Origin of the sequence: Haloferax sp. Atlit-12N, from assembly GCF_003383095.1 — an archaeon.
Taxonomy (GTDB): Archaea; Halobacteriota; Halobacteria; order Halobacteriales; family Haloferacaceae; genus Haloferax.
The window spans coordinates 172,325-197,442 of sequence record NZ_PSYW01000003.1 but is presented as its reverse complement, the minus strand read 5'-3'; the positions used below and the strand labels follow the sequence as shown (position 1 = coordinate 197,442).

Here is a 25,118-nt window from a genome sequence, read left to right as displayed (position 1 = left end):
GACACACAAGTTGTGTCGAATTGGCTAGTTCGCGCGTCGGGGAACTGGGTGGTGGTACGAGTTGGTTCGGTCGCGGGACGCCGCGCGAAACGCGGCTTCGAGGGCGATTCAGCGGTTAGGACGGCGGTGGGACTGCGGCGACTGCGGCGTCACCATCCCGTCTCGTCCCGCGGAAGCGGGTCGTAGGGGATGTCGTAGCCGAACGCTTCGGGGCCGATGACGTCGAGCGCCTCGGGCGTCGTGAGCAGTTCGGGTGCGGGCACGCCGAGGACGCGGACGCGCTGGCCGTATCGCAGGGCATCGGTCATGACCGGCGCGCCGGTGTCGGTGTCGACCAGACAGATGAGGTCGGGGACGGTCGTGAGCAGCTCGCCGTCGTCGTCCCGCGCGACGAGGAACTCGTTTTGGAACTCGATTTCGAGGGTCGCGTCCTCGTCCAACCCGGTGAGCGTGACGCTCCCGAGGGCGAAGCCGTCGCGGTTGCGACGGTGCACGTCAACGATTTTGCCGGCGAACAGCTCCTCGCCGCCGAGCAGTTCGCGGCCGGCGTCGACGGGGTCGGTGCCGGCGTCGCGGGCGCGTTCGACCGCCCGACCGAGTTCGGTGGCGAGCGAGACGGTGTGGGGAACCGCGTACTCCGAGACGAACTCACCGGTCATGAGCGGGAAGGCGTAGCCCGAGCGCCCACCCATCTGGACGGTGATGGCCCGCGCGAGGTCTTCGAGGCGCTTGGCCGAGTCGATGTCCCGGTAGACGACCTGATTGCCGCGCTCGTCGGTCGTCGCCGCGTAGTTCACGGGCGTGCCGTAGATGAAGAACGTGTCCATCTGGAGTTCGGGGAACGCCCGGCCCATGCCGTCGGCGTCGACCACGGGGAGGTCGGTCATCGCCGCCACGCACAGCGGGGCCATGCTGTTCGCGCCGCCGATTTCGCCGGGAATGAGCGCGTCGACCGTCTCGCCGGAGAGGTCTTCGATGGCGCGAAGCGACTGGACTTCCTCGTCGCCGCCGGCGAACTTTTCGACGCTGATGGTGGGCGCGCCCATCCCGCCGACGCTCGCCACGGTGGCGTCGGCCGGCAGGTCCCGCGGGTCGACCAGTTCGACCGAGTCGGGGTAGGCGTCGTCTTCGAGGAGCGTCTGCAGGCGCAGTCGGCCGAGGCGGGGGTTGCCCCCGCCGCCGGTGCCGAGGATGCCCGCGCCGATGCCGAGCGCTTCGAGGTCGTCGAGCGTTACCTCCGTCAGGTGTGGGATGTCGAAACTCATGGGTGGTCCGCGAGTGGTTCGTAGGTCGCGTCGAGGCCGAACGACGCCGGACCCCACACGTCGAGCGCGGCGGGCGTCCGCATTATCTCTGGCGTCCGGATGCCGAGTACGCGGACTCGCGCCCCGTACCGGAGGCTTTCGGTCGGAATCGGGCCGCCCGTCTCGCGGTCGAGGACGGTGATGAGGTCGGGGACGGTCGCCACGTAGCTCCCGTCGACGGTCGCGCCGAGGTTCTCGTTTTGGAACTCGATGCGCATCGTCGACCCCTCGTCAGAATCGAGGCCATCGATGTCGACGTGGCCGAAGACGAACCCGCGCTCGGTGCGGCGCTGGACGTCGACGATTTTCCCCTCGAACAGGGACCGCGCCTCGCCGTAAATCGACTCGCGGGTCACCTCGCGGATGGCGCTCATCGCGTCGTCCTCGGCGAGTCGGAGCGCGCGGCCGAGGTCGCGGGCGAGCGACATCGTGCCGGGGATGGCAGTCTCTTTGACCTGCGCCCCGGTCATCGGGTAGTCGGAGACGTAGGCGACGCCGCCCATTCTGACCGTGACGCCGCGGGCCAGCCACTCCAACTGGTCGTTGTCGTCCGTCTCGATGAGACAGGAGTTCCCCCGCTCGTCGCTGACGGCGGCGGGCGTCCCGCTGACGCCGTAGATGTTGAACGTCTCGTGTTGGAGTTCGGGGAACGCCCGACCCATGCCGTCGGCGTCGACCACGGGGAGCCCGCGGCGGGCCGCGACGGCGAAGGGGAACGTCGAGTTGATGCCGCCGCACTCGATTGGCATCGTCGCGTCGGCGGTCTTCCCGAGTTCGCGCTCGATGCGCTCCATCGAGGCGACGGCCTCCTGCCCGCCCGGAAGCTTCTCGACCGAGACGGTCGGTGCGCCCATCTGGGCGGTCGGGATGACGAAGTCGTCCGCGTCCAGTTCGTCCGGGGGAAGGAGTTCGACGGGCCCGAACTCCTCGATGGCCTGCTTCGCCACGAGTTTGCCGACGTGGGGGTCGCCCCCGCCGCCGGTGCCGAGGACGGTCGCGCCGAGCGCGATGTCCTCTATCTCCTCGACGCCGATTTCGACCGTCATTAGTGGTCGAGCGCCCCGGCGGCCTTCACCTTGATTCGCACCGCGTTGCCGGGCAGGTACGAAAGCGGGACCTCCTCGACGTCGACGATGTCCACGCTGTCGGCGTCCGCCCCGGCGGCGAGCGCGTTGTCCGTGGCTTCGTCTTTCGCGTGCTGGATGGCCTCCTCGCGGTCCATCTCGTCGAGGCTGTAGATGCGGTCGACCTCGCCGGAGACCTGCGCGATGGCGACGCCCACGGCGTTCGCGACCTCGTAGTGGTCGGGCTTGTGGACCTCGCTCGCGCCCGCGATGTCGTCGGGGACGAGGATGCTCCCGCCGCCGACGATGACCACGGGGACGGGTTCGGCGCTGGTCTTCATGCGGTCGACCTCGCGCTCGACGCGCTCTCTGACGTACTCGCGGGCGGCCTCGACGATTTCCGCGTCCACGTCCGGCGTCTCGGAGCCGATGTCGATGGTGCCCGCGGCGACTTCGAGGTCGGTCGCGGTCAGCGTCTCCCCGCCGAAACACTTCGCCTCCTCGGTCAGTTTGTAGCCGACGCTCTGGGGACCGACGGTGACGCCGTCGTCGGTCGAGACGATGGAGCCGCCGCCGATGCCGATGGCGATGATGTCGGGCATGCGGAAGTTGGTCTTCACCTCGCCGATTTCGACGGCGACGCTGCTCTCGCGGGGGAAGCCCTCGGTGACCGCGCCCACGTCGGTCGTCGTGCCGCCGACGTCGACGATGATGCCGTTTTCGACCGCAGAGAGGTACGCCGCGCCGCGAACCGAGTTCGAGGGGCCGCTGGCGACGGTGAAGATGGGGTAGCGGATGGCGTAGTCGACGCTCATCAGCGTCCCGTCGTTCTGGCCGAAGTAGAGGTTCGCGTCGATACCGCGTTCGTCCATCGCCTCGACGAAGGCGTTCGCGGCCTCCGAGGCGACGCTGGTGAGCGCGGCGTTGAGCGCCGTCGCGTTCTCGCGTTCGAGCAGGCCGACGCTCCCGATTTCGTTCGAGACGGAGATGGGCACGTCGTCGCCGACCTCCTCGCGGATGAGTTCGGCGACCCGCGTCTCGTGGTCGTCGCGGACGGGCGAGAAGACGCTCGTCACGGCGAAGGCGTCCACGTCGGCGAACTCGCGAATCTGCGCTCTGACCTGCTCCTCGTCGAGGTCGTTGAGGAGGCGGCCGTCGAACTCGTGGCCGCCGTCGAGGATGGCGACGTTGTTGCCGATTGCCGCGGCGAGGTCGTCGGGCCATTCGAGGAGCGGCCGGATGCTCTGGGTCGCGGGCGCGCCGATGCGGATGACGCCGACCTCGTTGAGGCCGCGGCGCTCCGTGATGGCGTTCGTCGCGTGGGTCGTGCCGAGCATCACGTAGTCGAGTTCGTCCTCGGAGACGCCGCTGTCGTCGAGGACCACGTCGAGGGCGCTGAGGATGCCCGAGGTGATGTCTTCGGTCGTGGGGGTCTTCGTCTTCGCGAGGAGGTTGTCGTCGCCGTCCATGACGACGGCGTCCGTGTTGGTGCCGCCGACGTCGATTCCGATTCGGTAGTCAGTCATGTTTGGGTTGCTGGAGAGTTTCGATTGGTTCGTAGTCGATGCTGTAGTCGAAGTACCCCGGCCCGACGAGGCCGAGTCCCTCGTCGGTTCGCCACTTCGGCGAACACGGCATTCCGATGACCCGCACCCGGTGGCCGTAGGCGAGTCGCTCGGTGGTGACGGGGTCGCCCGTCTCGGCGTCGAGGACCGTAATCAGGTCGGGGGTGCTCGCCACGACGCCGCGCTCGGAGTCGCGGGCGACGAGGTTCTCGTTCTGGAAATCGAGGGTGAACGTCCGGCCCTCGCAGTCGTCGATGCCGTCGAGGGTCGCCTCGCCGACTGCGAAGCCGCCTTCGGTCCGGCGCTCCACGTCGGTTATCTTCCCCGCGAACAGCTCGTAGCCGTCCGTGAGGTCGAGGACCGACTCGACGGGGTCCCGCGAGTGGTGCTTCGCGGTGCGAATCGCCTCGCCGATATCGTGGGCGAGGGACATCGAGTCGAGAATCGCGTGTTCGCGGACCTCCGCGCCGGAGAGCGCGTAGGTACCGATCATGCACGCGCCGCCCATCTCGATGCTCGTCACGCGGGCGAACGCCTCGGCGTACTCGTTGCTGACGGTGTTCACGAGAAGCGAGTTGCCCTTCTCGTCGGCGATGCTCATCGGGGTGGCGCTGACGCCGCCCATCGTGAGCGTCACCATCTGCACCTCGGGGAACGCCCGGCCCATGCCGTCGGCGTCCACGAGGGGAAGCCCGAGCGCGGCGGCGACGGCGATGGGGACGGTGCTGTTCAGCCCGCCCGCCTCGATGCTCATCGTCGCGTATGCCTCCTGTCCGAGGTGCGTTTCGAGCGCCTCGAAGGCGGACAGCGCCTCGGTTCCCTTCGGCATTTTCTCGACCATCACGGTCGGCGCGCCGAGCATCGCGCTCGGGATGACGAGCGCGTCGTCGGGCACGTCTCGCGGGTCGATGAGATCGACGGGACCGTGCTCTTCGATTGCCTGCTGTGCCATCAGCTTCCCGATGTAGGGGTCGCCTCCGCCGCCCGTCCCGAGGACAGTCGCGCCGGTTGCGAAGTCGTCGATGTTGTCTGTGGTTATCTTCATGGCTCGTTGGTGTTCGATGCGACTGTCTCGTCGGCGACCGCCGCGACGGCCACGTCGGGCACGTCGTCGAACGCATTGGCGTACGCCTCGTCGTAGATGTGACACCGGACGTTAGGGCCGGCGTCGACCGCGACGAACTGCGGTTCGTCGGCCGAACACGCGTCGGTCGCGTAGGGACAGCGCGTGTGGAACCGACAGCCCGAGGGTACGTCCCGCGGGCTCGGGATTTCGCCCCGGAGCGGTTCGTGTCGCGGCTTGTACGCCTCTTCCTCGTCGGTGGTGACCGGAATCGCGGAGAGAAGCGCCCGCGAGTAGGGGTGTCGCGGCCGCTGGAAAACCTCCTCCGTGGGGCCGCGTTCCTGAATCTCGCCGAGGTACATCACGGCCGTCTCGTCGGCGAAGTTGCGGACCAAAGAGAGGTCGTGGGTGATGAACAGGTAGGTGAGTCCGAACTCCTCCTGTAAGTCCTCGAGAAGCGCGATAATCTTCGCCTGCACGCTCACGTCGAGGGCGCTCGTCGGCTCGTCGAGCAAGAGCAGTTCCGGTTCGACCGCGAGCGCGCGGGCGATGTTCACCCGCTGTTTCTGCCCGCCGGAGAGTTCGTGGGGGTACTTGTTCCAGTACTCGTCGTTCAGTTCCACGCGTTCGAGCAGTTCGACCACGCGCTCCCGGAGGTCGGACGTCGGCACGCCGCGGGCCTTCAGCGGGACCGCGAGCGACTTGCCGATGGTCCGCCGGGGATTCAGACTCGACGTGGGGTCCTGAAACACCATCTGGACGCGCGACCGGAGGCGAGCCAGTTGCTCGTCGGTCGCGTTCGTGATGTCCTCGCCGTCGAATCTGACGGTCCCGCCGGTCGCGCCGGTCAGGCCGATAATCGTCCGAGCGACGGTGCTTTTGCCGGACCCGGACTCGCCGATGAGCGCGAGGGTCTCCCCGCGGTCGATGTCGAACGAGACGCCGTCGACCGCTTTCACGTAGTCTGACGTGCGCTTGATGATGCCGCTTTTGACGGGGAAGTACTTCTCGAGGTCGTCGACTTCGAGCAGGGGTTCGGACACGTCAGTCACCCCCCGTCTGCTTGCCCGGTCGCCGGGTCATGTGACTCCGGGTTTCCTCGACGGTCGGCCGCTCGGACGCCGGGGCGGCCTCGTCGTAGAGGACGCACTCGACGCCGGTCTGCGGGCCGCGCTTGTACATCTCCGGGCGGGCCTCCTCGCACTCGGCGGTGGCGTAGGGACACCGCGGCGCGAACCGACAGCCCGGCGGCGGGTCGAGGTACTCGGGAATCGAGCCGTCGATACCGGTCGCCATCTCGTCGCCCGTCAGGCGCGGAATCGACGCGATGAGCCCCTGCGTGTAGGGGTGTTTCGGGTTCTCGAACAGCTCTTCTGTCGGCGCGGTCTCGACGATGCGGCCGCCGTACATGACGTACACGCGGTCGCTCACCTGTCGGGCGACGCCGAGGTTGTGGGTAATCATCAGGACGCTCAGGTCGTGGTTCTCGATGAGGTCCTTCAGCAGGTCGAGAATCTGGTCGTGAATCGTCACGTCCAGCGCGGTGCCGATTTCGTCGGCGATGAGCAGGTCCGGCTCGTTCAGCAGGGCCTGCGCGATGAGCGCGCGCTGGCGCATCCCGCCGGACAGCTGGGTGGGATACGAGTCCATGATGTTCTCGGGGTCCGGCATCTGGACCTCGCGGAGCATCTCCAAGACGCGCTCGCGCGCCTCGTCGCGCTCGCCGCTGAAGCGGCGGCGGAAGAACTCCACGACGCCCGTGTCGCTGTCGCCGCCGAACTGCGCGGTGTCGGTGAGCTGTTCCCCGATGGTGAACGTCGGGTTCAGACTCGACATCGGGTCCTGGAAGACGAGGCTCATCCGCTGGCCCTTGACGCGCTCGAACTCGCGGTCCGAAAGCGACAGCAGTTCCGTTCCGTCGAACGTGATTTCACCGTTCACGCGGGCGGGCGGCTGGTTGAGCAGGCGGAGGATAGACTTCATGGTCACCGACTTACCGCAGCCGGTCTCGCCGGCGATAGTCACGACCTCACCCTTGCCGATAGAGAGGTTGACGCCGTCGATGACCTCCGCGAAGCCGTCGAACGACTCGAAGCCGACTTCGAGGTCCTCGACGGTCAAAAGCGGGTTCTCGGCGACCGGCTCGTCGAGTTTCATCGGTTCACCTCCACGTCGAAGAGGTCACGAAGCCCGTCGCCGAGCATGTTGAACCCCATCACGAGGACGAAGATGGCGAGCCCGGCGAAGACGCTCACCCACCACGAGTCGGGCAGGTAAGACGTTCCTTGGCTGACCATCGTCCCGAGGCCGGGCTGGGGCGGCTGGACGCCGACGCCGATGAACGACAGGCCCGCACCGATGAGGATGACGAAGCCAGCGTCCAGGGTCACCTTGACCAGAATCGGCGACAGCGTGTTCGGGAGAATCTCCCGGAAGAGGATGTGCGGCGTGCTCGCGCCGGCGAGTTTCGCGGCCTGCACGTACTCCTCGCCGCGCTCGCTGGCGACGATGCTCTGGACGAGGCGGGCGTGCCACGTCCACCACAGCGCCGCGATGGCTATCATCGCGTTCGTCAGCGTCGGCTCTAAGGCCGAGGTGATTGCCAACGCCATCACGAGCGGCGGTAAGGCGAGCGCCGTGTCGGTCGCCCGCATGATAATCGTCTCAGTCCAGCCGCCGTAGTAGCCGGCGACGAGGCCGAGCAGCACGCCCACGGGGACGCCGAAGCCGAGGACGACGGCCACGAGCATGAGCGACAGTCGGTAGCCGAAGAGGATGCGCGAGAGCACGTCGCGGCCGACGTGGTCGGTCCCCAGCGGGTGGTCGAGGCTCGGCGGCTGGAGCGTGTTCGAGAAGTCGGTGAACTTCCCGGCGTGTTCGGGGTACGGCGCGACGACGGGTGCGAAGACGGCGAGCAAGATGATGGCGATGATGATTCCGAGACCGACGACGCTCATCGGCCTGCTCGTAAAGCGTTTCCACGACCGCTGCCAGAGTTCGCGGCGCTCGGCCGAGACGACCCGGTCGAGGACGCCCGCTGACTCGGCGCTCATGTCGCCTCCTCCATCGCCAGTCTGATGCGGGGGTCAACGCGACCCAGCAGCACGTCGACGAGGAAGTTGATGCTCACGAACGCGACGCCGATGGTCATCGTGACGCCGACGACGGCGTTGAAGTCGTTGTTCAGCACCGCGGTGACGCCGTAGGACGCCAGTCCGGGCCACGAGTAGACGAGTTCGATGAGGAACGCGTTCCCAAGCAGCGAGGCGTACAGCAGCCCCAGAATCGTGAGCGTCGGGATGAACGCGTTCTTGAGCGTGTACTTGTACGTAACGAGCCACGAGGGGAGGCCGAAGCCGCGTTCGGCCTCGACGTAGTCCTGGTCTTTCACGTCAATCATGCTCGACCGAGTGATGCGCATCACCTGTCCGATGCCGGCGAGCGAGAGCGCGAGTGCCGGGAGGATGATGTGCGCCCACGCGTCGACGTGGGCCGCGAGGTTCCCCGACAGCAGGGTGTCCACGAGCAGGAAGCCCGTGAACCGCGAGACGCCCGAGCCGAACTCCGAGCCGAGTCGCCCCGTGATGGGGAGCCATTCGAGCAGGTAGCCGAATATCAGCTGGAACATGATTGCGATGAAGAAGCCGGGCACGCTCACGCTGAAGAACGCGACGAGCCGCGTCGCGTTGTCCGCGAACCCGTCTTTGTTCTGCGCGGCGATGACGCCGAGCGGAATCCCGATGACGATGGTGAGGAACATCGACACCGTGATGAGTTCGAGCGTCGCCGGCAGGTAGTAGACGATGTCGGTGCTGACCGCGCGCTTCGTCTCGAGGCTCGTCCCGAGGTCGCCGACGAGAAGTCCTCGCATGTAATCGAGGTACTGCAGCGGAATCGGCTTGTTCAGGCCCATCTCGGCGGCGAGCGCCTGCACCTGTTCTTCCGACGCGAGCGCGCCGAGGGCCATTCGAGCGGGGTTCCCGGGAAGCACTCGTGACGTGGTGAAGATGATTATCGACAGGCCGATGAGACTCACGAGGATGCCCGCGAGCCGGCGCACGAGATACTGCCAGTATTTCATTCTTGGTAGAAGTCGGGGAACCAGTAGTCGAAACTCATCGACGGCCGGAAGGTGTAGCCCTTCACGTCGTCGGCGAAGGCGTGCTTCTTCGACTGGACGAAGATGAACAGGTCGGGGTACTGGTTCGCGATGCGTTCTTGGACTTCGGCGTACAGCTCGGCGCGAGCGTCGGCGTCGACCGTCGAGCGCGCCTCGTCGATGAGGGAATCGACGTTCTCGTCTTCGAGGTGCTCCATGCTCATCCACGTTGAGGCGGCTTCAGAGTGGTACTGGTTGTAGAACACCGTGTCGGGCGAGGGATACACCGGCCCGTAGAACACCTGGTTGATGTGGGGCGTCCCCTCGACGCTCGTCGCGAGTTCGGTCATCGTACCCCACGTCTGCGGGTTCAACTCGACGTTGATGCCGATTTCGTCCATGTTCTGCTGGAACAGCAGGCCCATCTTCTCTTCGAGGCCGTAGTCCTTCACGTAGGTGTTCTGGACGGTGATATCGCCCTCCTCGTAGCCGGCGTCGGCGAGAATCTGCCGCGCCTTCTCTGGGTCGTAGGTCGGCTGGACGATGTCGTCGTTGTGGACGCCGAACGAGGTCGGGAGCGGCCCCTGCGCGGGGAGCGACCCCGGCGCGATTTCGTTTCGCGCCGTCTCGTAGTCGAAGCCGTAGGCCATCGCCTCGCGGACGGCGGGGTCGTCGGTCGGGGCCTTCTGGGTGTTGATTTTGAAGTAGAACGTCGTCACCGTCGGCACCGACTCGACGCGGATGTCGTCTTCGGCCGCGAGGGCCTCGTAGGTCTCCTCGCTTTGGTACTGGCTCGACATGTCGAGTTCGCCCGTCTTCATCAGCGAGCGAACCGTCGGGTCGTTGGTGATTATCTGGACGACGACGTTGTCGTACGCGCCGTCTTTGAACGAACCCCAGTAGTCCGCGTAGCGGCTGAACGAAATCTGGGCCTGCCGCTCGAAGCCGGCGAGTTCGTACGGGCCGGAGCCGGCGTCGTTGTCGTTGAGGAACGACTGGCCGTAGTCGCCACGGTCGCCGAAGTCGCCGTCCTCGGCGTTGTCGAGGACCTGCTGTTTGTCGACGACGAACAGTAACACGAGCGTCGCGAGGAACGGCGAGTGGACGCGGTCGAGCGTGAACGACACGGTCCGTTCGTCCTCGACGGTCACGTTTTCCTTCGAGAGCACGTTCCCGAGCAGCGACGAGTAGCCTTGGTTAATATCGAGGAACCGCTCGGCCGAGAACTGCACGTCCTCCGCCGTGACAGGGTTGCCGCTGTGGAATGTCGCGCCCTCGCGGAGCGTGAACGTGTAGGTCTGGTTGTCGTCCGAGACGGTCCAGTCCTCGGCGAGGTGTCCCTGTAGGTTCCCCTCCGTGTCGGGGAACACGAGCGGGTCGTAGAGGTTGACCAACGCGAGCACCTGCGTGTAGTCCGTCCCCTTCGCGGGGTCGACGGTCCCGAAGCGCTGGGTCGCGCTCATGCGGAGCGTCGAACTGCCCGAGTCGCCGCCGGACGACGTTTCCGTCTCCGTGTTCTCACCGTCGCCGCCCGAGGCCGTGGTCTGTTCTTCGCCGTTGTAGCTCTCACCACCGCCGGAACAGCCGGCGAGACCTGCGATGCCGGCCGTCCCGAGGGCCTTGAGGAAGTTTCGACGACTCGCCGCGTCTCCGAACCGAGCGCGGATTGACTCCGATTTCGACCCCACCTGCGACCGCGTCTGTGTGATGTCCTTTCTCGACATACGTTACTCATTCTCACAGAGGTGCAATGGAACATAAAGATACCGTATAGTAACCTAAAACAATATTCTCGGTTCAAAACGGAATACGTAGTAAACAATCTGGAACAATGTGGTTGTCTGTCGTCTACCACACGACCGGTCGCGTCTCCGCAATCGATAGACTGCACGACCTTCCACAGAACTTCGCCGGCTGTCGTGGATGACTGGAGGATTAGTTTCCCGCCCGCTGGCGCACGCTCGCCGCTCTCGACTGCACTTCCCTCGTTACTGCGACGAGAGTCCGCTCCCGGCTATACAGTTGTCGGTCGTTCAGACACGAATTATTATCAGAAAATAGTTGTATATCGATATTTGATGAGTTTTAGCTAGGGGGTTCGACACACTCGATATAGATTCACAAAAAGGAATTTAAATTCTCATAATGGGGGCGAGTATTTAAAAATTATTCCTATAATAGAGATATTACTCAGGTATTGTGGTTCAGCAACTAGATCTCCAAAAATACTAGATAATTTATACTTTTCTAAAGCTATATTTTCAATTGCTATTCTGCCTTCCCGCTCAGAACTCTGTTCCGAACCGTGTCTCCGGCGTAGTTGTGACCGACTTGTTCGCCCCGTTCCATCTCGCAGAAGTGATTCTGAAATCGGAAATTCAGTTGACAATTTGGCACGTGAACTGAGTCGGACGACGTTTAAGTCCCCGTGGGAAGAACGACCACTCGATGGCATGGGAGTTCGAGCGAGTCGCGGGTCCGTTCCGGGCGACCGAGGGTCCGATTTGGACCGGCGACGCGGTTCGATTCACGGAGATAAAGGAGCATCAGGTCCTCGAATACGACCCGGAGACGGGAGAGACGAGCGTCTACATCGACTCGACCGCCGGCGCGGTCGGCCTCCACGAGGGACTCGACGGCGAACTGTACGCCTGCGAGGCCGAGGGCCACCGCATCGCCGCGCTGGCCCCGGACGAACCCGCGTCGGCCGTCGTCGACGAGTTCGAGGGGACGCCGCTCAACGGACCGAACGACCTCGAAATCGACCGCGACGGCGACGTCTGGTTCACCGACCCCGACGACAAGGACCGGGGGTTGCTCGGGCATACCTCCGTCTTCCACGCGGAGCGGGCCGACGGGGACGCGGGCGATGAGTGGCGACTCGTCCACCTCACCGACGAGATGGACCGCCCGAACGGCATCCTCCTCTCCCCGGACGAATCGCGACTGTACGTCGCAGAATGCACCTACGGTCCGAACCAAGAGACCGACCTGCGAGCCTACCCGATTCGCGACGACGGCTCGCTCGGTCCCCGCGAGATACTGCACGACTTCGGCGACCACCGCGGCATCGACGGCATGACGCTCACGCAGTCGGGCGAAATCGTCGCCTGTGCCGGCTGGGAAAAAAGCGGTCCGGGGCCGTCGATTTACGTGTTCTCTCCGTCGGGCGAGGTGCTCGAACGCCACCCGTTCCCCGAGAACCGCCCGACGAACTGCACGCTCGGCGGGCCGGACGGCTCGACGCTCTACGTCGCGGACATGACGGGCAGCCTCTACGCGGCCGAGACCAATCGCTCGGCGTACGTTCGCTTCTGACCGAAAAGGGACCGTGAGGACAGATACGCTGGATTGGATGTCGTCGGAACCGAAACCGAAACTGAACTCGGCGACTCCGACGCGGGCGTCTCAGCGGAGCGGTTCGAACGCGTCGAGCCCCGCTTGGGACGCTTCCATGTCTTCGGACACCGCACCGCCGCTCGCGCCGACCGCGCCGACGACGACGCCGTCGTGTTCGACGGGGAACCCGCCGCCGAAGACGACGACGCGACCGTTGTCGGTCGTGTGGAGGCCGTACACGTCGCCGCCGGGTTCGGCTCCTTCCTTCAGTTCGTGGGTGGGCTTCTTGACCGCGGCCGCGGTGTAGGCCTTGTTCTGTGCGATGTTGCTCGCGACGAGCTTCGCGCCGTCCATCCGGCGGAAGCCGAGGAGGTTGCCCTCGCTGTTCGTCACCGCGAGGTTCAGCGGGACGCCGAGTTCCTCGGCTTTCTCCTCCATCGCGTCGAGAATCGTCTTGGCTTCGGCTAGCGTCAGCTCTTGTACCATCGACTCGACCGTCGGCGGCTCGGAGCAAAAACCCACCGTTCACGGGGAGAAACGCCGCTGGAACGGCCACAGACGGCAATACGGCTATTCGAACCGAATCGAACGCCGCGGGCTCGACTGCGCGTTTTCGCGTTCGTCCGTCGTGGTCGCGTCGGCTTGAACGTACGGGTTATCGCGGGAGGGCGTTCCCCGACCGCTCGAACGACTCCACGTCGCCGGCGTCGGCGGCGTCGATGAGGTCGTTGTTCACGAACAGGCGTTCGCCGTCCGTGTTCGAAAGCGAGAGGAACGTCCCCGTTCCCTCGGTCGCCCGGGAGTTCCGAACCGTGATGTCCGTCGTGTCGACGAGCGAAACCGCCGCCGCGTCGTCGTCGCGGTGGGCCTGTCGACCGACGAAGCCGTCGACGAGCAGGCCGTCCACGTCTTCGCAGGCCAGTCCGCTCCGGTAGTAGTCGGGCAGGTCGTCGCCTTCGTCCCACTCGACGGTCACGTCGCGCATCGTCACGTCGCGGGCGTTCTCGACGTGGACGCCGGCGATGTCGTTGGCGAAGATTGGCGTGACGACCGAACTCGGCTGGAGGTCGAAGTTGCCGCCCACCTCGTCGGCGTGCTCGCTTCCGGTGAGTTCGATGCGAACGTTGTCGAACTCGATGGTCTCGATGTCGGAGTCTTCAGAGCCGTAGACGAGTGCCCCGTTCTCGCTGCGCGCGACGATGTTCGAGAAGCGCACGTTCCGAATCCCGCCGAGGTCGGTGTCGTCGTCCCGCGGGACCGACGTGACGTAGATGGGCTCGCCCTTGCCCCACCACGGGCCGGGGAGCATGTTGGAGTTGACGACGATGTCGGTGAAAAGCACGTTCTCGACGACGCCCGAGTCGCGGTGCTGGATGCCGAGGCCGCGGTTCGACTCCTGCACGACGATGTTCTGGAACAGGCAGTCGCGAATCGTGTCGTCGGTGCCCGAGCCGAACTTGATGGCGCAGGCGCTCGACCGGAGCGTGCAGTTCGTCACGACGATGCCCTCGCAGGTCACCGGTTCGTCGGGGCGCGCGCCGAAGGTGATGCTGTCGTCGCACGACTGGATGGTGCAGTCGGAGATGTGGACGTTCTTCGTGTCGCCGAGCGCGATGCCGTCGCAGTTCGGGATGAGCAGGTGGTTGAGGATGTCGACGCCGCGGATATCGACCTCCTCGGTCCCGTGGAACGACAGCGTCCACGCGGGCATGTCGCGGATGGTCACGTCGCGGATGCGGACGTTCGTGCAGTTGTTGAACCGGAACATCGGGCCGGGCCGGAAGTCGGGTTTCGCGACCGGCCAGCCGTCCGTCCCCTCAGTCCGCGAGAGGTAGGCGTCGCCCTGCCTCGCCTCGTGGGGGCCGTTCGAGATGAGCGGGTGCGATGCGCTCTCGTTGGAGTGGCCCTGAATGGGCGTGTCCATCCGCATGAACTCGGTCCCGAGGCCGTCGAACTCGCCTTCGCCGGCGATGGTGACGTTTTCCACGTCCTCGGCGAGGAAGAAGATGCGTTCGTTGTCGGGCCCGATGAACTTGTCCGTGTACTCGGACTCGTCTTTCGCGGGGCTGACGACTGCGCCGGCTTCCAGATAGAGCGTCACGTTACTTCGGAGGTGAACGGTTCCAACGGTGTACGTCCCGCTGGGGACGGTGACGGTTCCGCCGCCGGACTCCGAGCAGTCGTCGATGGCCGTCTGGAACGCCTCGGTCTGGAGGTCGTCTGTCTCGTCGGCGTAGGCTGTCACGTCGAAGGCACTCGCTGCGGGTGGCATGTACCCGTACCGTCGCGGTGACCTATCTTTATACTACTGGTGGTCGGAGTTCGGCCGTGAGTGATGCTCGCCCAAACGTCCTGTTCGTGATGACTGACCAGCAGCGGTCGGACACGATTCAGGCGCTCGGAAACAGTCGAATCCACACCCCGAACATCGACCGACTGGTCGACCGCGGCGTCTCCTTCACCAACGCCTACTCGCCGGACCCAATCTGCATCCCGGCGCGACACACGATTCGAACCGGCTGTGAGGCCATCACGACGGGCTATCTCGGGAACGAAAAGCGGGACGCACGACACCTCGAAGACCGGTGCGGCCCCTTCCTCGCACGGAGCATGCGCGAGCGGGGCTACCGGACGTTCCTCGTCGGGAAGTACCACGCCCACCCGCGCGACATCGACCTCGGCTACGACCACCACCTGAGTTTCGAGGCGTTCCGCGAGGAGACCGGCCACGAGGTCAAGACGACCGCCCGACAGGGCGCGATGGTCCACCTCCCCCAGCAGAACCGGCTCCCGCCGGACGACAACTACGAGGCGTGGATGACCGACCGTGCGGTCGACCTCATCGGCCGCGACGCCGACGAGCCGTTTTTCGGTCTCGTCTCGTACGAACCGCCGCACCCGCCGTTCGCGCCGTCGCCGCCCTTCGACCGGATGTACGACCCCGAGCGCCTCGGAAACCCGGTGAAAGGTGACCTCGAAACCGACCACATGGACGAGAAGATTCCCGCCCAGAACCACCACTTCTGGACGACCCGCGAGGGCGGCATCGACGACACCACCGTCCGGGTCATCAAGGCGTACTACTACGGGATGATTTCGGAGGTCGACCGCCGAATCGGTCGCCTGCTCGACGCGGTCGAAGCCCGCGACGACGCGGACAACACGCTCATCTGTTTCTTCTCGGACCACGGCGAACTCCTCGGCGACCACCGCGGCTGGGAGAAATCGTCGTTCTTCGAGTCGTCGTGTCGCGTCCCGTTCCTCGTGAGTTGGCCCGCGGAGCTACCGGAGGGCGACCGCCGCGACGACCTCGTGGCACTCACCGACCTGTTCGGTATCGCGACGACCGCCGCGGGAGACCAGGAACTCCGAGATGGCGTCGACGTGCTCGGGACGATTCGGGGCGACGCGGACCCGAGAGAGCGGCTGTTCGGCTACCACCGGACGCCGCGGCTCCCGCCGAACTTCACCGGAATGGTCCGCGAGGGTCGCTGGAAGTACGTGTTCATGCGCAACGGCGGCCGCGAACAGCTGTTCGACCTCGCGGCCGACCCGAACGAACTCGACGAGTGCGCCGCCGACAACCCCGAGGTCGTCGCCGAACTCCGCGACGCGCTGGCGGCGAAGCTGACCGACGCGGGCGCGGACGAGTTCGTCGAGAACGGGACGCTCCGACGCGCGCCGTACCAGGAAATCGACATGGGTCGGCTCGTCCGCGAGCCGTACCCCGAGGAGCCAGCCGACGTGCTGGACTGACGGCCCGGCGTCGCCGGGTTCTCCCCCCTGCTCTCCCCGCCGTCTGGTCCCCGAAATCGCCGGTCCCGCCGTACTTTTATGAGCGTTCCGCGTAACCGACTACCACGAATGGAGATCAGCGACATCCGTACCATCCGGTTCAGCTGTGAGTCCCACATCGACCCCGACGAGAAGGGCCACGGCCACCCCGGCGAGCCGAGGGAGTCGACGCGGACCATCACGCACGTCGTCGTCGACGGCGGCCCCGACGGCTACTGCCGCGGCGGCCACGAGGCGGCCAACGAGTTCGCCAAGAAGCACCTCGTCGGCGAGAACCCGCTGTACCGCGAGAAGCTCTGGCAACTGCTCTGCCGCGCCGAGCGACTGAACAAGGGAACGCTCACCGACAAGCGCGTCGCGCCCATCGACTGCGCGCTCTGGGACATCGCTGGCAAGGACGCCGGCCTCCCCGTCTACCAACTTATCGGCGCGGCCCGCGATTCGGTCCCGGCGTATGGCAGTACGATGGTCGGCGACGACGACCCCGACGGACTCGGCTCGCCCGAGGCGTACGCCGACTTCGCCGAGGAACTCGTCGAGGAGGGCTATCAGGCCGTCAAGCTCCACACGTGGATGCCGCCGTTCGGTGACGACCCCGAACAGGACATCGCCGCCTGTCGGGCGGTCCGCGAGCGCGTCGGCGACGACATCGACCTCATGCTCGACGCCCACCACTTCTACAGCCGAAGCGAGGCCAAGAAGATCGGGAAGGCGCTCGAAGACCTCGACTTCCGCTGGATCGAGGAGCCGATGGACGAACACTCGATGTCCTCCTACGAGTGGCTCTCGAACGAACTCGACATCGCCGTCGTCGGCCCCGAGACCGCCGAGGGTCGGATGCACACCCGCGCGGAGTGGATTAAGCGGGACATCGCCGACATCATCCGCGTCGGCGTCTACGACGTGGGCGGTATCACGCCGGCGTTGAAGGCGGTCGGCCTCTGCGAGTCGTTCAACATCGAGTGCGAGATTCACGGTCGCGACGCGCCCAACCTCCAACTGCTCGGGACGATGGCGTTCCCCGGCCGGTACTACGAGCGCGGCCTCCTGCATCCGAAACACGACTACGAGACGTACTTCCCCGGCCTCGAACACCCGCCGGACGAAATCGACGAGAACGGCGTGGTCGAACTGCCGCAGACACCCGGCCTCGGCTACGCGTTCGACTGGGACTACATCGACGCCAACCGCGTCGAGTAACCGCGCGAGAACGCGCGGCGAAACGGAGTACGGAACAACCGACGAGGGCCGCTACGAAACAGAATCGACGGCGGTCACTCGCGGAACGCTGCACGCTGCTTTTCGGGTCGGTGATTCAGTTCGACGGTCGGTGCTGGTGTCGGACCCCCGCGGTCAATTGTACGAGCCCCAGAGTCGGAGCAGCAGGAAGCCGCCGATGCCGACGCCGACGAGCGAGATGCCCCAGACGCCGAACATCCCCGCGAGCGTCCCGTCGAGGACGAACCGCGCGAGGAGGACCATGAAGACGCCGGAGAGCACGGTTATGATGAAGTTCCGGTTCGACGACGCGACCTTCCGGAGCGAAGGCACGCGCGATGCGTTGACTGACATACGTACTCACACGGTAGCTCTCCGCACACAAATAGATACTGTTCGCGCGGAGGTCGTTCGACCGGCTCGCACGGCTCTGCGGGACGAAAACGGGTCGGTCGGAAAACGGGGCGAGCGGTTGCGGCGGTTGCGGACGGGTGTGGTTCAGTCGTCGACGATGCTCGGACTGTCCCAGTACTCGTGGGTGTCGTCGGCGCGGAAACACCGCGCGGCGTGGCCGTTCTCGTCTTCGAACGCGCCCGGGTCGTTCGTCTTGCAGACCTCGCGCGCCTTCGGACAGCGCGGGTGGAAGTGACAGCCGCTGGGCCGGTTCGTCGGGTCGGGGATGTCGATCTTCCGAATCGGGAGGTCGTCGTCCTCGTCGCCCTCGTAGAGGTTCGGCGTCGCCCACTTCAGCGCCTGCGTGTAGGGGTGCTGTGGGTCGCCGATAACCTGCTCTATCGGCCCGACTTCGACGATGCGGCCGAGGTACATGACGGCGATGCGGCCGCCGGACTTCTCGGCGATGTACCGGGCGTTCGAGAGGTCGTGGCTGATGAAGACGTAGGAGGTGTTGAACAGGTCCTGCAGCTCGAGCATCAGGTCCATCATCTCCACCCGAAGGCTCACGTCGAGTGCGCTGATGGCCTCGTCGGCGAGGATAACGTCCGGGTTCAACAGCAGCGACCGAACGAGTACGACGCGCTGTTTCTCGCCGCCCGAAAGCTGGTGGGGGAACCGCTCGACGAAGTCCTCGGCGGGCGTGAGTCCGACGCGTTCGAGGAGCGCGTAGATGCGCTTTCGGCGCTCCTCCTCGCCGAGGTTCGGGTTCCACTTCTTCAGCGGGAGCATCAGCGAGGTGAGGATGCGCTGGTTCGGGTTCAGCGCGCTGCCGGGGTCCTGGTGGATGATCTGGAGCGACCGCCGAATTTCCGAGAACGGGATGTCGGGGTCGCGGCTGTTTTTCGCCTCCCAGATGTCCTGTCCGCGGAAGGTAATCGAGCCGTGGGTCGGCTCCTGCGCGCCGATGATGGTCTTCCCGAGCGTCGATTTGCCGCAGCCGGACTCGCCGATGAGCGTGACCACATCGTTTTCGCCGATGTCGAGCGAGATGCCGTCGACGGCGCGGACCGTCTGCCGCTCGCCGAACAGGCCGAGGAAGCCGCTACTGTCCGTGAAGTGGACTGATACGTCGTCCACCGAGAGGATGGAGTTGTCGACGCTCATTCCGACTCACCGCCTTTTTCGGCCGCTTCCATCGCGGGAATCGGAATCTCGTCGGCCACGTCGTCGTGGTAGAAACACGCGGTTCGGTGACCGCTTCCGCGGTCTGCCATCGGCGGCTCCGCCTCCGCGCAGGACTCGTCGGCCATCGGGCACCGCGGCCGGTACGAACAGCCCGGGATGTTGGTCACCGGGTCGGGCTTCGCTCCCGAGATGGACTGCATCTCCTCGATGGGTGCGTTCAGGTCCGGCGTCGCGTTGAGGAGCGACCGCGTGTAGGGGTGCGCCGCGTCGTAGAGAATCTCTTCCGTCGAGCCGATTTCGACGATGTCGAACGCGTACATCACGACGAGCCGGTCGGCGAGCTTGGTGAGAAGCGGCAGGTCGTGCGTGATGAAGATAATCGTCAGGTCGTACTCCTCTTTGAGCTCCTTGAGCAGCGAGACGATAGAGCGCTGCATCAGGAGGTCGAGCGCGGCGGTCGGCTCGTCCATCACGAGCACCTCCGGTTCGAGGATGAGCGCGAGCGCGACGAGCGCGCGCTGTTTCATCCCGCCCGAGAGCTCGTAGGGGTACGAGTCGAGGACGCGGTCGGGGTCTAAGTAGAGGTCGCCCAGAATCTGGCGTGCGCGTTCGAGCCCCGCTTCCACGTCGCGGTTGTGGTCTTCGAGGGTCTCCCGGAAGTGACCGCGGACTTTCTTGACGGGGTTAAACGAGCTCATCGCGCCCTGGAACACCATGGCGACTTCGCCCCAGCGGAACTTCCGAAGCTCCTCTTCGTCGAGGTCGAGCACGGAAATCGGCTCGCCGCCGTCAGGCGGGTAGTAGGTAACCTCGCCGGAGGTCTCGCCCGGGCTGACGACCGCGTTCATCAACGCGGAGGACGTCATCGACTTCCCGCTGCCGCTTTCGCCGACCATACCGAGCGTCTCGTTGCGGTAGATATCGAAGTCGACGTTGCGGACGACTCTCGATTCGCCTCGGTTGGTCCCGAAGGTGACCTCTAGGTCGCGGACTTCGAACACGACGTCTTGGTCCGGGTCCGAGTCGTTCTGATTCGACGTTCGCATTGTTTGGTTGGTAGTCATCGTCTGGTAATAGGTGTTGGCACGGGGTCAGTCCCCGCCGGTCGCCTGCGATTGGTTGTTCTTCGAGGTGCCTTTCTTCTTCGAGGTTTTCGCGTGGCGTGCCCGGAGGCGGACGTTGAACAGGCTGTCGAGGCCCTGCGATAGCAGGACGAGCCCGAACGACAGCAGGAAGATACAGACCATGGGCGCGACCATCCACGGGAGCATGTCCGGTCGGGTGAGCGCGTTGCCCTCGTACGCGAGGTTCATCATCACGCCCCAGTTGAACGTGGTGAACGGCAGGATACCGAGGAAGTACAGGCCCACGGATTCGAAGATGATGCGCCGGGAGGTGAGCGCCCCGTTTATCATCACGTACGGCATGAGCTGCGAGAGGATGTCCCGCCGGAGAATCGACGACAGCGGGATGCCCATGATTTCGGACGCCTCGACGTAGGACTCCTCGCGGATGCTCAGCACTTGGGAGCGGACGGTCCGCGCCAGTCCCGGCCAGTTGTCGATACCGAGGAAGACCCCGACGATGTAGGGGTTCTCGGGCTGGAAGATGGCCGTGATGACGATGATGAGCGGCAGGCCCGGAATCGTGATGACCACGTCGGTGATGGTCATCAGGAACGAGTCGATGCGCGTGCCGTGTTCGAAGCCGGCGACGACGCCCACGAGGGCGGCGAAACCGACGCTCACGACCGCGCCCGCGAAGATCATCTTGAACATGCCCGGCGTCGCGTGGATGAGCTGGGCGTGAATCGGCTGGCCGAACACGTCGGTGCCGAGCGGGTACGCGAGCGATTCGAACGGCGCGGCGAGAACGGGAGCGTCACCGCTTGTCGGCCGCTCGACGAGCCAGACGCCGACGGTTCCCATGAGGAGGAAGAACGCGAGAATCGCGCCGCCGACGAGCGCGCGCCAGTCGTCGACCGCGATGCGCGCGGGTGCGACGACGTTCATCTCGAGGAACCGCTTTGCGCGGTCGGCCCGCGATTCGGGGTCCGGGTCGATATCTTCGTCGTAGAGGTCCTTCAGGTCGAACGTGTCGGAATGTGCTTCGCTCATAGTTACTCCTCACCCACCGAGATGCGCGGGTCGATGAGCGTGTACGTGAGGTCAGCGATGAAGATGGCGGTCAGCGAAATCGCCGTGAACACGATGAGCGTGCCCATCAACAGCGGGTAGTCTTGCGTCTTGACAGCCTCGAACATCAGGAGGCCCATGCCCGGGTACGCGAAGACCTCCTCGACGATGACTGCGCTACTGAAGACGCCGGCGATGCCGATCATGAACTGCGTGTACATCGGGAGGATGGAGTTGTGCCCGAGGTACTGCGTGGCGATGCGGGTCTCGCGGAGCCCGCGGAGCTGTGCCACGCGGATGTAGTCCTCGCCGAGGACGCGAATCGCGTTGCCGCGCATGGCGAGCGCCCCGGAGGTCGCGAGCGCGCCCATCGAAATCGCCGGGAGCGCCGCGTGCTTCACGAGGCTGAGCATGAACTCGGGGTTGTACCCCGCCGTGATTCCCGAGCCGATGCGGCCGCCCGTCGGGAAGTAGTTGTTCTGGATGGCGAGGAAGTAGATGAGCACGACGCCGACGATGTAGTACGGAATCGAGTTGAGTCCGATGATGAGAGATGACACCGTGGAGTCGAACCGCGACTTCTCGCGGTAGGCCGTCATCACGCCGAGGAAGATACTCAGCGAGTAGCCCAGCGCGAGCGCGTAGACGCTGATGAACATCGACCACGGGATGCGCTGCATGATGAGCGTCGTGACCTTCTCGTTCTTGAAGAACGAAGTGCCCAGGTCCTGCCGGAGAATCACGTCAGACGCGTAGTTGAAATACTGTACGTGCATCGGCTGGTCCGGATTCACGTTCGTGTAGAGCTGTATCATCCTGTTCAGTCGGTCGATGTCGACGCTCCCGCCGCTCTGCGAGAGAATCACACTCCGCATCGCCTCCGTCGGACCACCCGGCATGGCTTGGTACAGCAGAAACGAGACCGTCATCGTGACGAGAAACGTCAGTATCGCTTGCCCGAGACGTTTCAACAAATACTTTGGTGTCATTATTAATAGTTTGGCTTCTAGCGTGAGAGGGCTTAATTGTGGTGGTTAAGCCCGTTGGGGGTGCCGTCTGACCTTACTCAGAGTTCGAGCTAATCCATCCGTTCTTGAACGAGAACTCGCCCGGCCGGTTCGTGTTGAGTTCGTAGTCGTCGCCGGTCGGCATGGAGAAGTCCTGCGTGTCGCCCCAGTAGCCGGAGTCTTCCTCGACGAAGACGAAGTCGGGAAGCGCGTAGTTGAACCACTGGACGAGGTCGCGGGTCCGTTCTCTGACCTGCTCTGCCGACTCGGAGTTCGGCAGGTCGTTCATCAGCTGTGCGGGCTGGATTTCCTTGCCGCTGCCCGAAATCTCGGTCGCGCCGACCTCGCTCGGGATGGTCGTCGTGAACGGCTTGCCCGTCGGGCCGGTCTCGTTCCCGCTGGAGGGGTTGCCGACCTCGATGCCGTAGAAGTTGTTCGAGAAGTACGCCGTCGGGTGCCAAAGCGCCTTCGCGACGTGCCATATCCAGAAGATGTCCGCCTCGTACGTTTGGAGGCGCTGGTAGTAGTCGGTCGAACTGACCGTGCTAATCTTCGTCTGGATGCCGAACGCGTTGAGCTGGTCGTTGAAGACCTTCGTGGCCTGCACCTGGGTGTTGTTGTTCTGCGTGAGGACCGTGAAGGTGAACGACTCGCCGTCCGGGTCGACCCACGTGCCGTTCTCCTTGGTGTAGCCGGCGTCTTCGAGCAGCTGCGTCGCGGCTTCGAGGTCTTTGCCGACCGGGTAGTCGATGAGCTGGTCGACGAAGTCCTCACCGAGGTACTCCTCGTGAATCGTCGAGCGCAGCGCCGTCTGGTTCTCGGCGGGCGCGCCGACGGTTCCGGCCTGCCGCATCGCGGCGACCATCGACTCGAAGTCCACCGCGTTGACGATGGCGCGTCGGACGGGGAGCTTCGCGATGTGCTCGTTCTTGAAGTTGAACGTGAACTTCTGCGTGCGGAACCAGTTGAGCCGGTAGACGTTCTCGATGTTGTCCGGGTACCGGGACTGCTGGGACTCCGACATGAGCACGTCGGGGTTCATGTCGAGCTGGTCGTTCACCGACAGCGACTCCACGTCGGAGGTCGTCTCGGGGATGATACGGACGTTCGGGATGTCCGTGCGGCTCGCGTACGGGTGGTCTTCGAACTTCTCGAGGATGGTCTCCGAGGAGTTGAAGCCGGTGACGCGGTACAGCGCGTTGCCGAGTCCCTCGTCGATGAGCTGTTGGGTGGTGATGCTCATGTCGAGGAGGTCGCTCGTCACGCTCTCGCGCTCGCTGTCACTCGATGCTTCCTCGTAGCGCGTGAGGTATTCGCGGTAGACCGACCGCGGGGTGTTGACGAACGTCTCTGCAACGTTCGCCTTCATGAGGTTGGGCGAGACGGCCGTCTTGAACGTCCGCTCGATGGTGTAGTCGTCCACCAGCGTGTTGCTCTCGATGGGCGACTCCTCGGGCGACTGCAGGCGGTCGATTTCGAGGCCGATGTAGTAGTCTTCGGCCGTCAGGTCGTCGCCGTTCCACCACTTGAACCCCTCGGGGAACGTCAGCGTGAGCGTCCGCCCGTCGACGCTCATGTCTTCGAGCAGGTCGGGTCGGACCGTCCCGTCGGCGTAGCCGCGCGCGACTTCCTCGAACAGTTGGTCCTGCAGGGTGTGTGCGTAGTTGCCGAGGCTGTAGCGGTTGAACTGCACGTCCGTCGCGGGTCGGCCCGCGGGGTAGTCGAGGGTGTCGTCGGCGATGGTCGCACCGCCCTCGGTGCTCGTACCGCTGTCCGTGCCGTCTTCGGTGCTGCCGTCTTCGGTCGTCTGCCCCGAGCTATCGAAACAGCCAGCCAGTCCCGCTGTGCCAGCGACCGCCCCGTATTTGATAAGGTCTCGTCTCTTCCAGTTGGTTGAACGTTTTCCAGCCATGCGGTATCATCTATCATGATACTCCCGGTTAATATAGATACTGGATTTGTCCATACTGGCCATGCCAGAGAAAATAACTATCCTAGTTGTAATTCCTGACTATCAGGGTTCGATGAACGTCTCTCACGCGCTTCTGGCCGTCCACAAGAGCAGTCCGAGCATCGCGACCGCCAACCCGCCGAACGTCGTCAGTTGGAGGTAGACGAGCGCGTGGGTCGTCGTCCCCGGTTCGATAGACGGAAGCGAGATGAGTAGCAGGACGATAGAGGCCAGCGAGATGACGAGGACGAACTTCATCCGGGTCTCGTAGTCGCGGAGCACGTCGGCGAGACTCGTTTCGGGCATGCCTACGTAGAGTACCGCGGTGTATTTCAGTATACTGCCCCGCCGGGCGACTGCTCCGCCAGGCGACGAGTCGCGCGTCGCACGCGGGGAGAAGGTCGGCCTGGTGGCTCGTACTCCCGCCAACCCCGTCCGTGCCGTCCGTTCCTGCGGTAGACTTAGATAAGACGAGATGAAATGCAGGTGCATGGACAGAGGATTAGTACTCATCGAGAACACTGACTTACACGCGGACCTCCTCCGGGAGGCCAGAGAACACGCACTCGGCGCGGACGCCGACCTCGTCCTCCTCGTCACGCTCACCGAAGACGAGTTCGAGGAGACCCAGGAGGTCCTCGACACCATCGGCGACGTCGAGCACACGTCATACACGGAACAGGACGCGTTCAAGGGTGCGATGAACGACGCCGAGGAAGTCGCCCGAGAGGTCTTCGGGACCGACGACGAGGTGTCCTACGAAATCGTCCCGCGAATAGCGAGTGAGAAAGAGCGCGCCGAGACGGTCATCGAAGTCGCAGAAGAGGAGGGCGCGGACCACGTGTTCATCCTCGGCCGGAACCGCTCGCCGACCGGGAAGGCGCTGTTCGGCGACCTCGCGCAGTTCGTGATTCTCAACTTCGACGGCTACGTGACGCTTCACACCGAGTGAGCGTCGCCGCGTCGGCCTGAACCGTCACCCTCGTTTTTTCGGACT

At 64.8% G+C, this 25,118-nt stretch carries 22 protein-coding genes; 4 read left to right on the top strand and 18 right to left on the bottom strand.

What is annotated here, in order from left to right:
• Positions 1 to 149: 149 nt before the first annotated feature.
• From C5B90_RS15250 to C5B90_RS15210, 9 genes are read right to left on the bottom strand one after another with little or no spacing between them, the layout of a single operon-like run.
• A complete protein-coding gene (locus tag C5B90_RS15250; protein WP_115882824.1) occupies positions 150 to 1,265 on the bottom strand; it encodes a DUF917 domain-containing protein in 1,116 nt (371 codons plus the stop codon).
• Positions 1,262 to 2,350 (bottom strand): DUF917 domain-containing protein, encoded by a 1,089-nt coding sequence (locus C5B90_RS15245; protein ID WP_115882822.1) that lies wholly within the window; start codon positions 2,348 to 2,350, stop codon positions 1,262 to 1,264. Before C5B90_RS15245 ends, C5B90_RS15250 begins: the two co-directional genes overlap by 4 nt.
• On the bottom strand, positions 2,350 to 3,894 hold the full coding sequence (locus C5B90_RS15240) for a hydantoinase/oxoprolinase N-terminal domain-containing protein (protein ID WP_115882820.1): 1,545 nt from the start codon (positions 3,892 to 3,894) through the stop codon (positions 2,350 to 2,352). Before C5B90_RS15240 ends, C5B90_RS15245 begins: the two co-directional genes overlap by 1 nt.
• Positions 3,887 to 4,978 (bottom strand): DUF917 domain-containing protein, encoded by a 1,092-nt coding sequence (locus tag C5B90_RS15235; protein ID WP_115882818.1) that lies wholly within the window; start codon positions 4,976 to 4,978, stop codon positions 3,887 to 3,889. Before C5B90_RS15235 ends, C5B90_RS15240 begins: the two co-directional genes overlap by 8 nt.
• The gene (locus tag C5B90_RS15230; protein ID WP_115882816.1) at positions 4,975 to 6,048 is read right to left on the bottom strand and encodes an ABC transporter ATP-binding protein; all 1,074 of its coding nucleotides are present in this window, start codon (positions 6,046 to 6,048) and stop codon (positions 4,975 to 4,977) included. The genes C5B90_RS15235 and C5B90_RS15230 overlap by 4 nt, the downstream gene beginning before the upstream one ends.
• Positions 6,041 to 7,153, bottom strand: coding sequence for an ABC transporter ATP-binding protein (locus C5B90_RS15225; RefSeq protein ID WP_115882814.1), 1,113 nt, complete (start codon positions 7,151 to 7,153; stop codon positions 6,041 to 6,043). Before C5B90_RS15225 ends, C5B90_RS15230 begins: the two co-directional genes overlap by 8 nt.
• Positions 7,150 to 8,049: an ABC transporter permease gene (locus tag C5B90_RS15220; protein ID WP_115882812.1), complete on the bottom strand. Its 900-nt coding sequence runs from the start codon at positions 8,047 to 8,049 to the stop codon at positions 7,150 to 7,152. The genes C5B90_RS15225 and C5B90_RS15220 overlap by 4 nt, the downstream gene beginning before the upstream one ends.
• Positions 8,046 to 9,077, bottom strand: a complete 1,032-nt coding sequence (locus tag C5B90_RS15215) for an ABC transporter permease (RefSeq protein ID WP_115882810.1) — start codon at positions 9,075 to 9,077, stop codon at positions 8,046 to 8,048. Before C5B90_RS15215 ends, C5B90_RS15220 begins: the two co-directional genes overlap by 4 nt.
• Positions 9,074 to 10,819 carry an ABC transporter substrate-binding protein gene (locus C5B90_RS15210; protein WP_115882808.1) on the bottom strand — a complete coding sequence of 582 codons (1,746 nt, stop codon included), beginning with the start codon at positions 10,817 to 10,819 and terminating at the stop codon, positions 9,074 to 9,076. The genes C5B90_RS15215 and C5B90_RS15210 overlap by 4 nt, the downstream gene beginning before the upstream one ends.
• Positions 10,820 to 11,543: 724 nt before the next feature.
• Here C5B90_RS15210 and C5B90_RS15205 point away from each other — a divergent pair.
• Complete coding sequence (locus C5B90_RS15205) at positions 11,544 to 12,413, top strand: SMP-30/gluconolactonase/LRE family protein (RefSeq protein WP_115882806.1); 870 nt, start codon at positions 11,544 to 11,546, stop codon at positions 12,411 to 12,413.
• 90 nt (positions 12,414 to 12,503) lie between these two features.
• On the opposite strand, the gene C5B90_RS15200 is transcribed toward C5B90_RS15205, so the two are convergent.
• The gene (locus tag C5B90_RS15200; RefSeq protein WP_004041071.1) at positions 12,504 to 12,920 is read right to left on the bottom strand and encodes a heme-binding protein; all 417 of its coding nucleotides are present in this window, start codon (positions 12,918 to 12,920) and stop codon (positions 12,504 to 12,506) included.
• Positions 12,921 to 13,089: 169 nt separating this feature from the next.
• A complete protein-coding gene (locus C5B90_RS15195; RefSeq protein ID WP_304465971.1) occupies positions 13,090 to 14,706 on the bottom strand; it encodes a glycosyl hydrolase family 28 protein in 1,617 nt (538 codons plus the stop codon).
• 56 nt (positions 14,707 to 14,762) lie between these two features.
• Between C5B90_RS15195 and C5B90_RS15190 the strand changes: the two genes are divergently transcribed.
• Both C5B90_RS15190 and C5B90_RS15185 read left to right on the top strand, forming a co-directional pair.
• Entirely contained in the window at positions 14,763 to 16,190 is a 1,428-nt protein-coding gene (locus tag C5B90_RS15190; RefSeq protein WP_115882804.1) for a sulfatase, read from the top strand.
• Positions 16,191 to 16,298: 108 nt separating this feature from the next.
• Entirely contained in the window at positions 16,299 to 17,429 is a 1,131-nt protein-coding gene (locus C5B90_RS15185; RefSeq protein ID WP_058567741.1) for an enolase C-terminal domain-like protein, read from the top strand.
• Positions 17,430 to 17,582: 153 nt separating this feature from the next.
• Here C5B90_RS15185 and C5B90_RS15180 read toward each other — a convergent pair whose 3' ends face one another.
• The 7 genes from C5B90_RS15180 to C5B90_RS15150 form a co-directional block, all read right to left on the bottom strand.
• Positions 17,583 to 17,801 (bottom strand): hypothetical protein, encoded by a 219-nt coding sequence (locus C5B90_RS15180; RefSeq protein ID WP_058567742.1) that lies wholly within the window; start codon positions 17,799 to 17,801, stop codon positions 17,583 to 17,585.
• Positions 17,802 to 17,945: 144 nt separating this feature from the next.
• Positions 17,946 to 19,007: an ABC transporter ATP-binding protein gene (locus C5B90_RS15175; RefSeq protein WP_115882802.1), complete on the bottom strand. Its 1,062-nt coding sequence runs from the start codon at positions 19,005 to 19,007 to the stop codon at positions 17,946 to 17,948.
• The gene (locus C5B90_RS15170; RefSeq protein WP_115882800.1) at positions 19,004 to 20,074 is read right to left on the bottom strand and encodes an ABC transporter ATP-binding protein; all 1,071 of its coding nucleotides are present in this window, start codon (positions 20,072 to 20,074) and stop codon (positions 19,004 to 19,006) included. Before C5B90_RS15170 ends, C5B90_RS15175 begins: the two co-directional genes overlap by 4 nt.
• A 45-nt stretch (positions 20,075 to 20,119) precedes the next feature.
• Complete coding sequence (locus tag C5B90_RS15165) at positions 20,120 to 21,145, bottom strand: ABC transporter permease (RefSeq protein ID WP_115882798.1); 1,026 nt, start codon at positions 21,143 to 21,145, stop codon at positions 20,120 to 20,122.
• A 2-nt stretch (positions 21,146 to 21,147) separates the two neighbouring features.
• Entirely contained in the window at positions 21,148 to 22,152 is a 1,005-nt protein-coding gene (locus tag C5B90_RS15160) for an ABC transporter permease (RefSeq protein ID WP_233512054.1), read from the bottom strand.
• Positions 22,153 to 22,225: 73 nt separating this feature from the next.
• Positions 22,226 to 24,082: an ABC transporter substrate-binding protein gene (locus tag C5B90_RS15155; RefSeq protein ID WP_115882794.1), complete on the bottom strand. Its 1,857-nt coding sequence runs from the start codon at positions 24,080 to 24,082 to the stop codon at positions 22,226 to 22,228.
• A gap of 123 nt (positions 24,083 to 24,205) precedes the next feature.
• Positions 24,206 to 24,427, bottom strand: a complete 222-nt coding sequence (locus tag C5B90_RS15150) for a hypothetical protein (RefSeq protein WP_058828528.1) — start codon at positions 24,425 to 24,427, stop codon at positions 24,206 to 24,208.
• Between the two features lie 184 nt (positions 24,428 to 24,611).
• Here C5B90_RS15150 and C5B90_RS15145 point away from each other — a divergent pair, with 184 nt between their 5' ends.
• Positions 24,612 to 25,073 (top strand): universal stress protein, encoded by a 462-nt coding sequence (locus C5B90_RS15145; RefSeq protein ID WP_004972061.1) that lies wholly within the window; start codon positions 24,612 to 24,614, stop codon positions 25,071 to 25,073.
• Positions 25,074 to 25,118 lie beyond the last annotated feature (45 nt).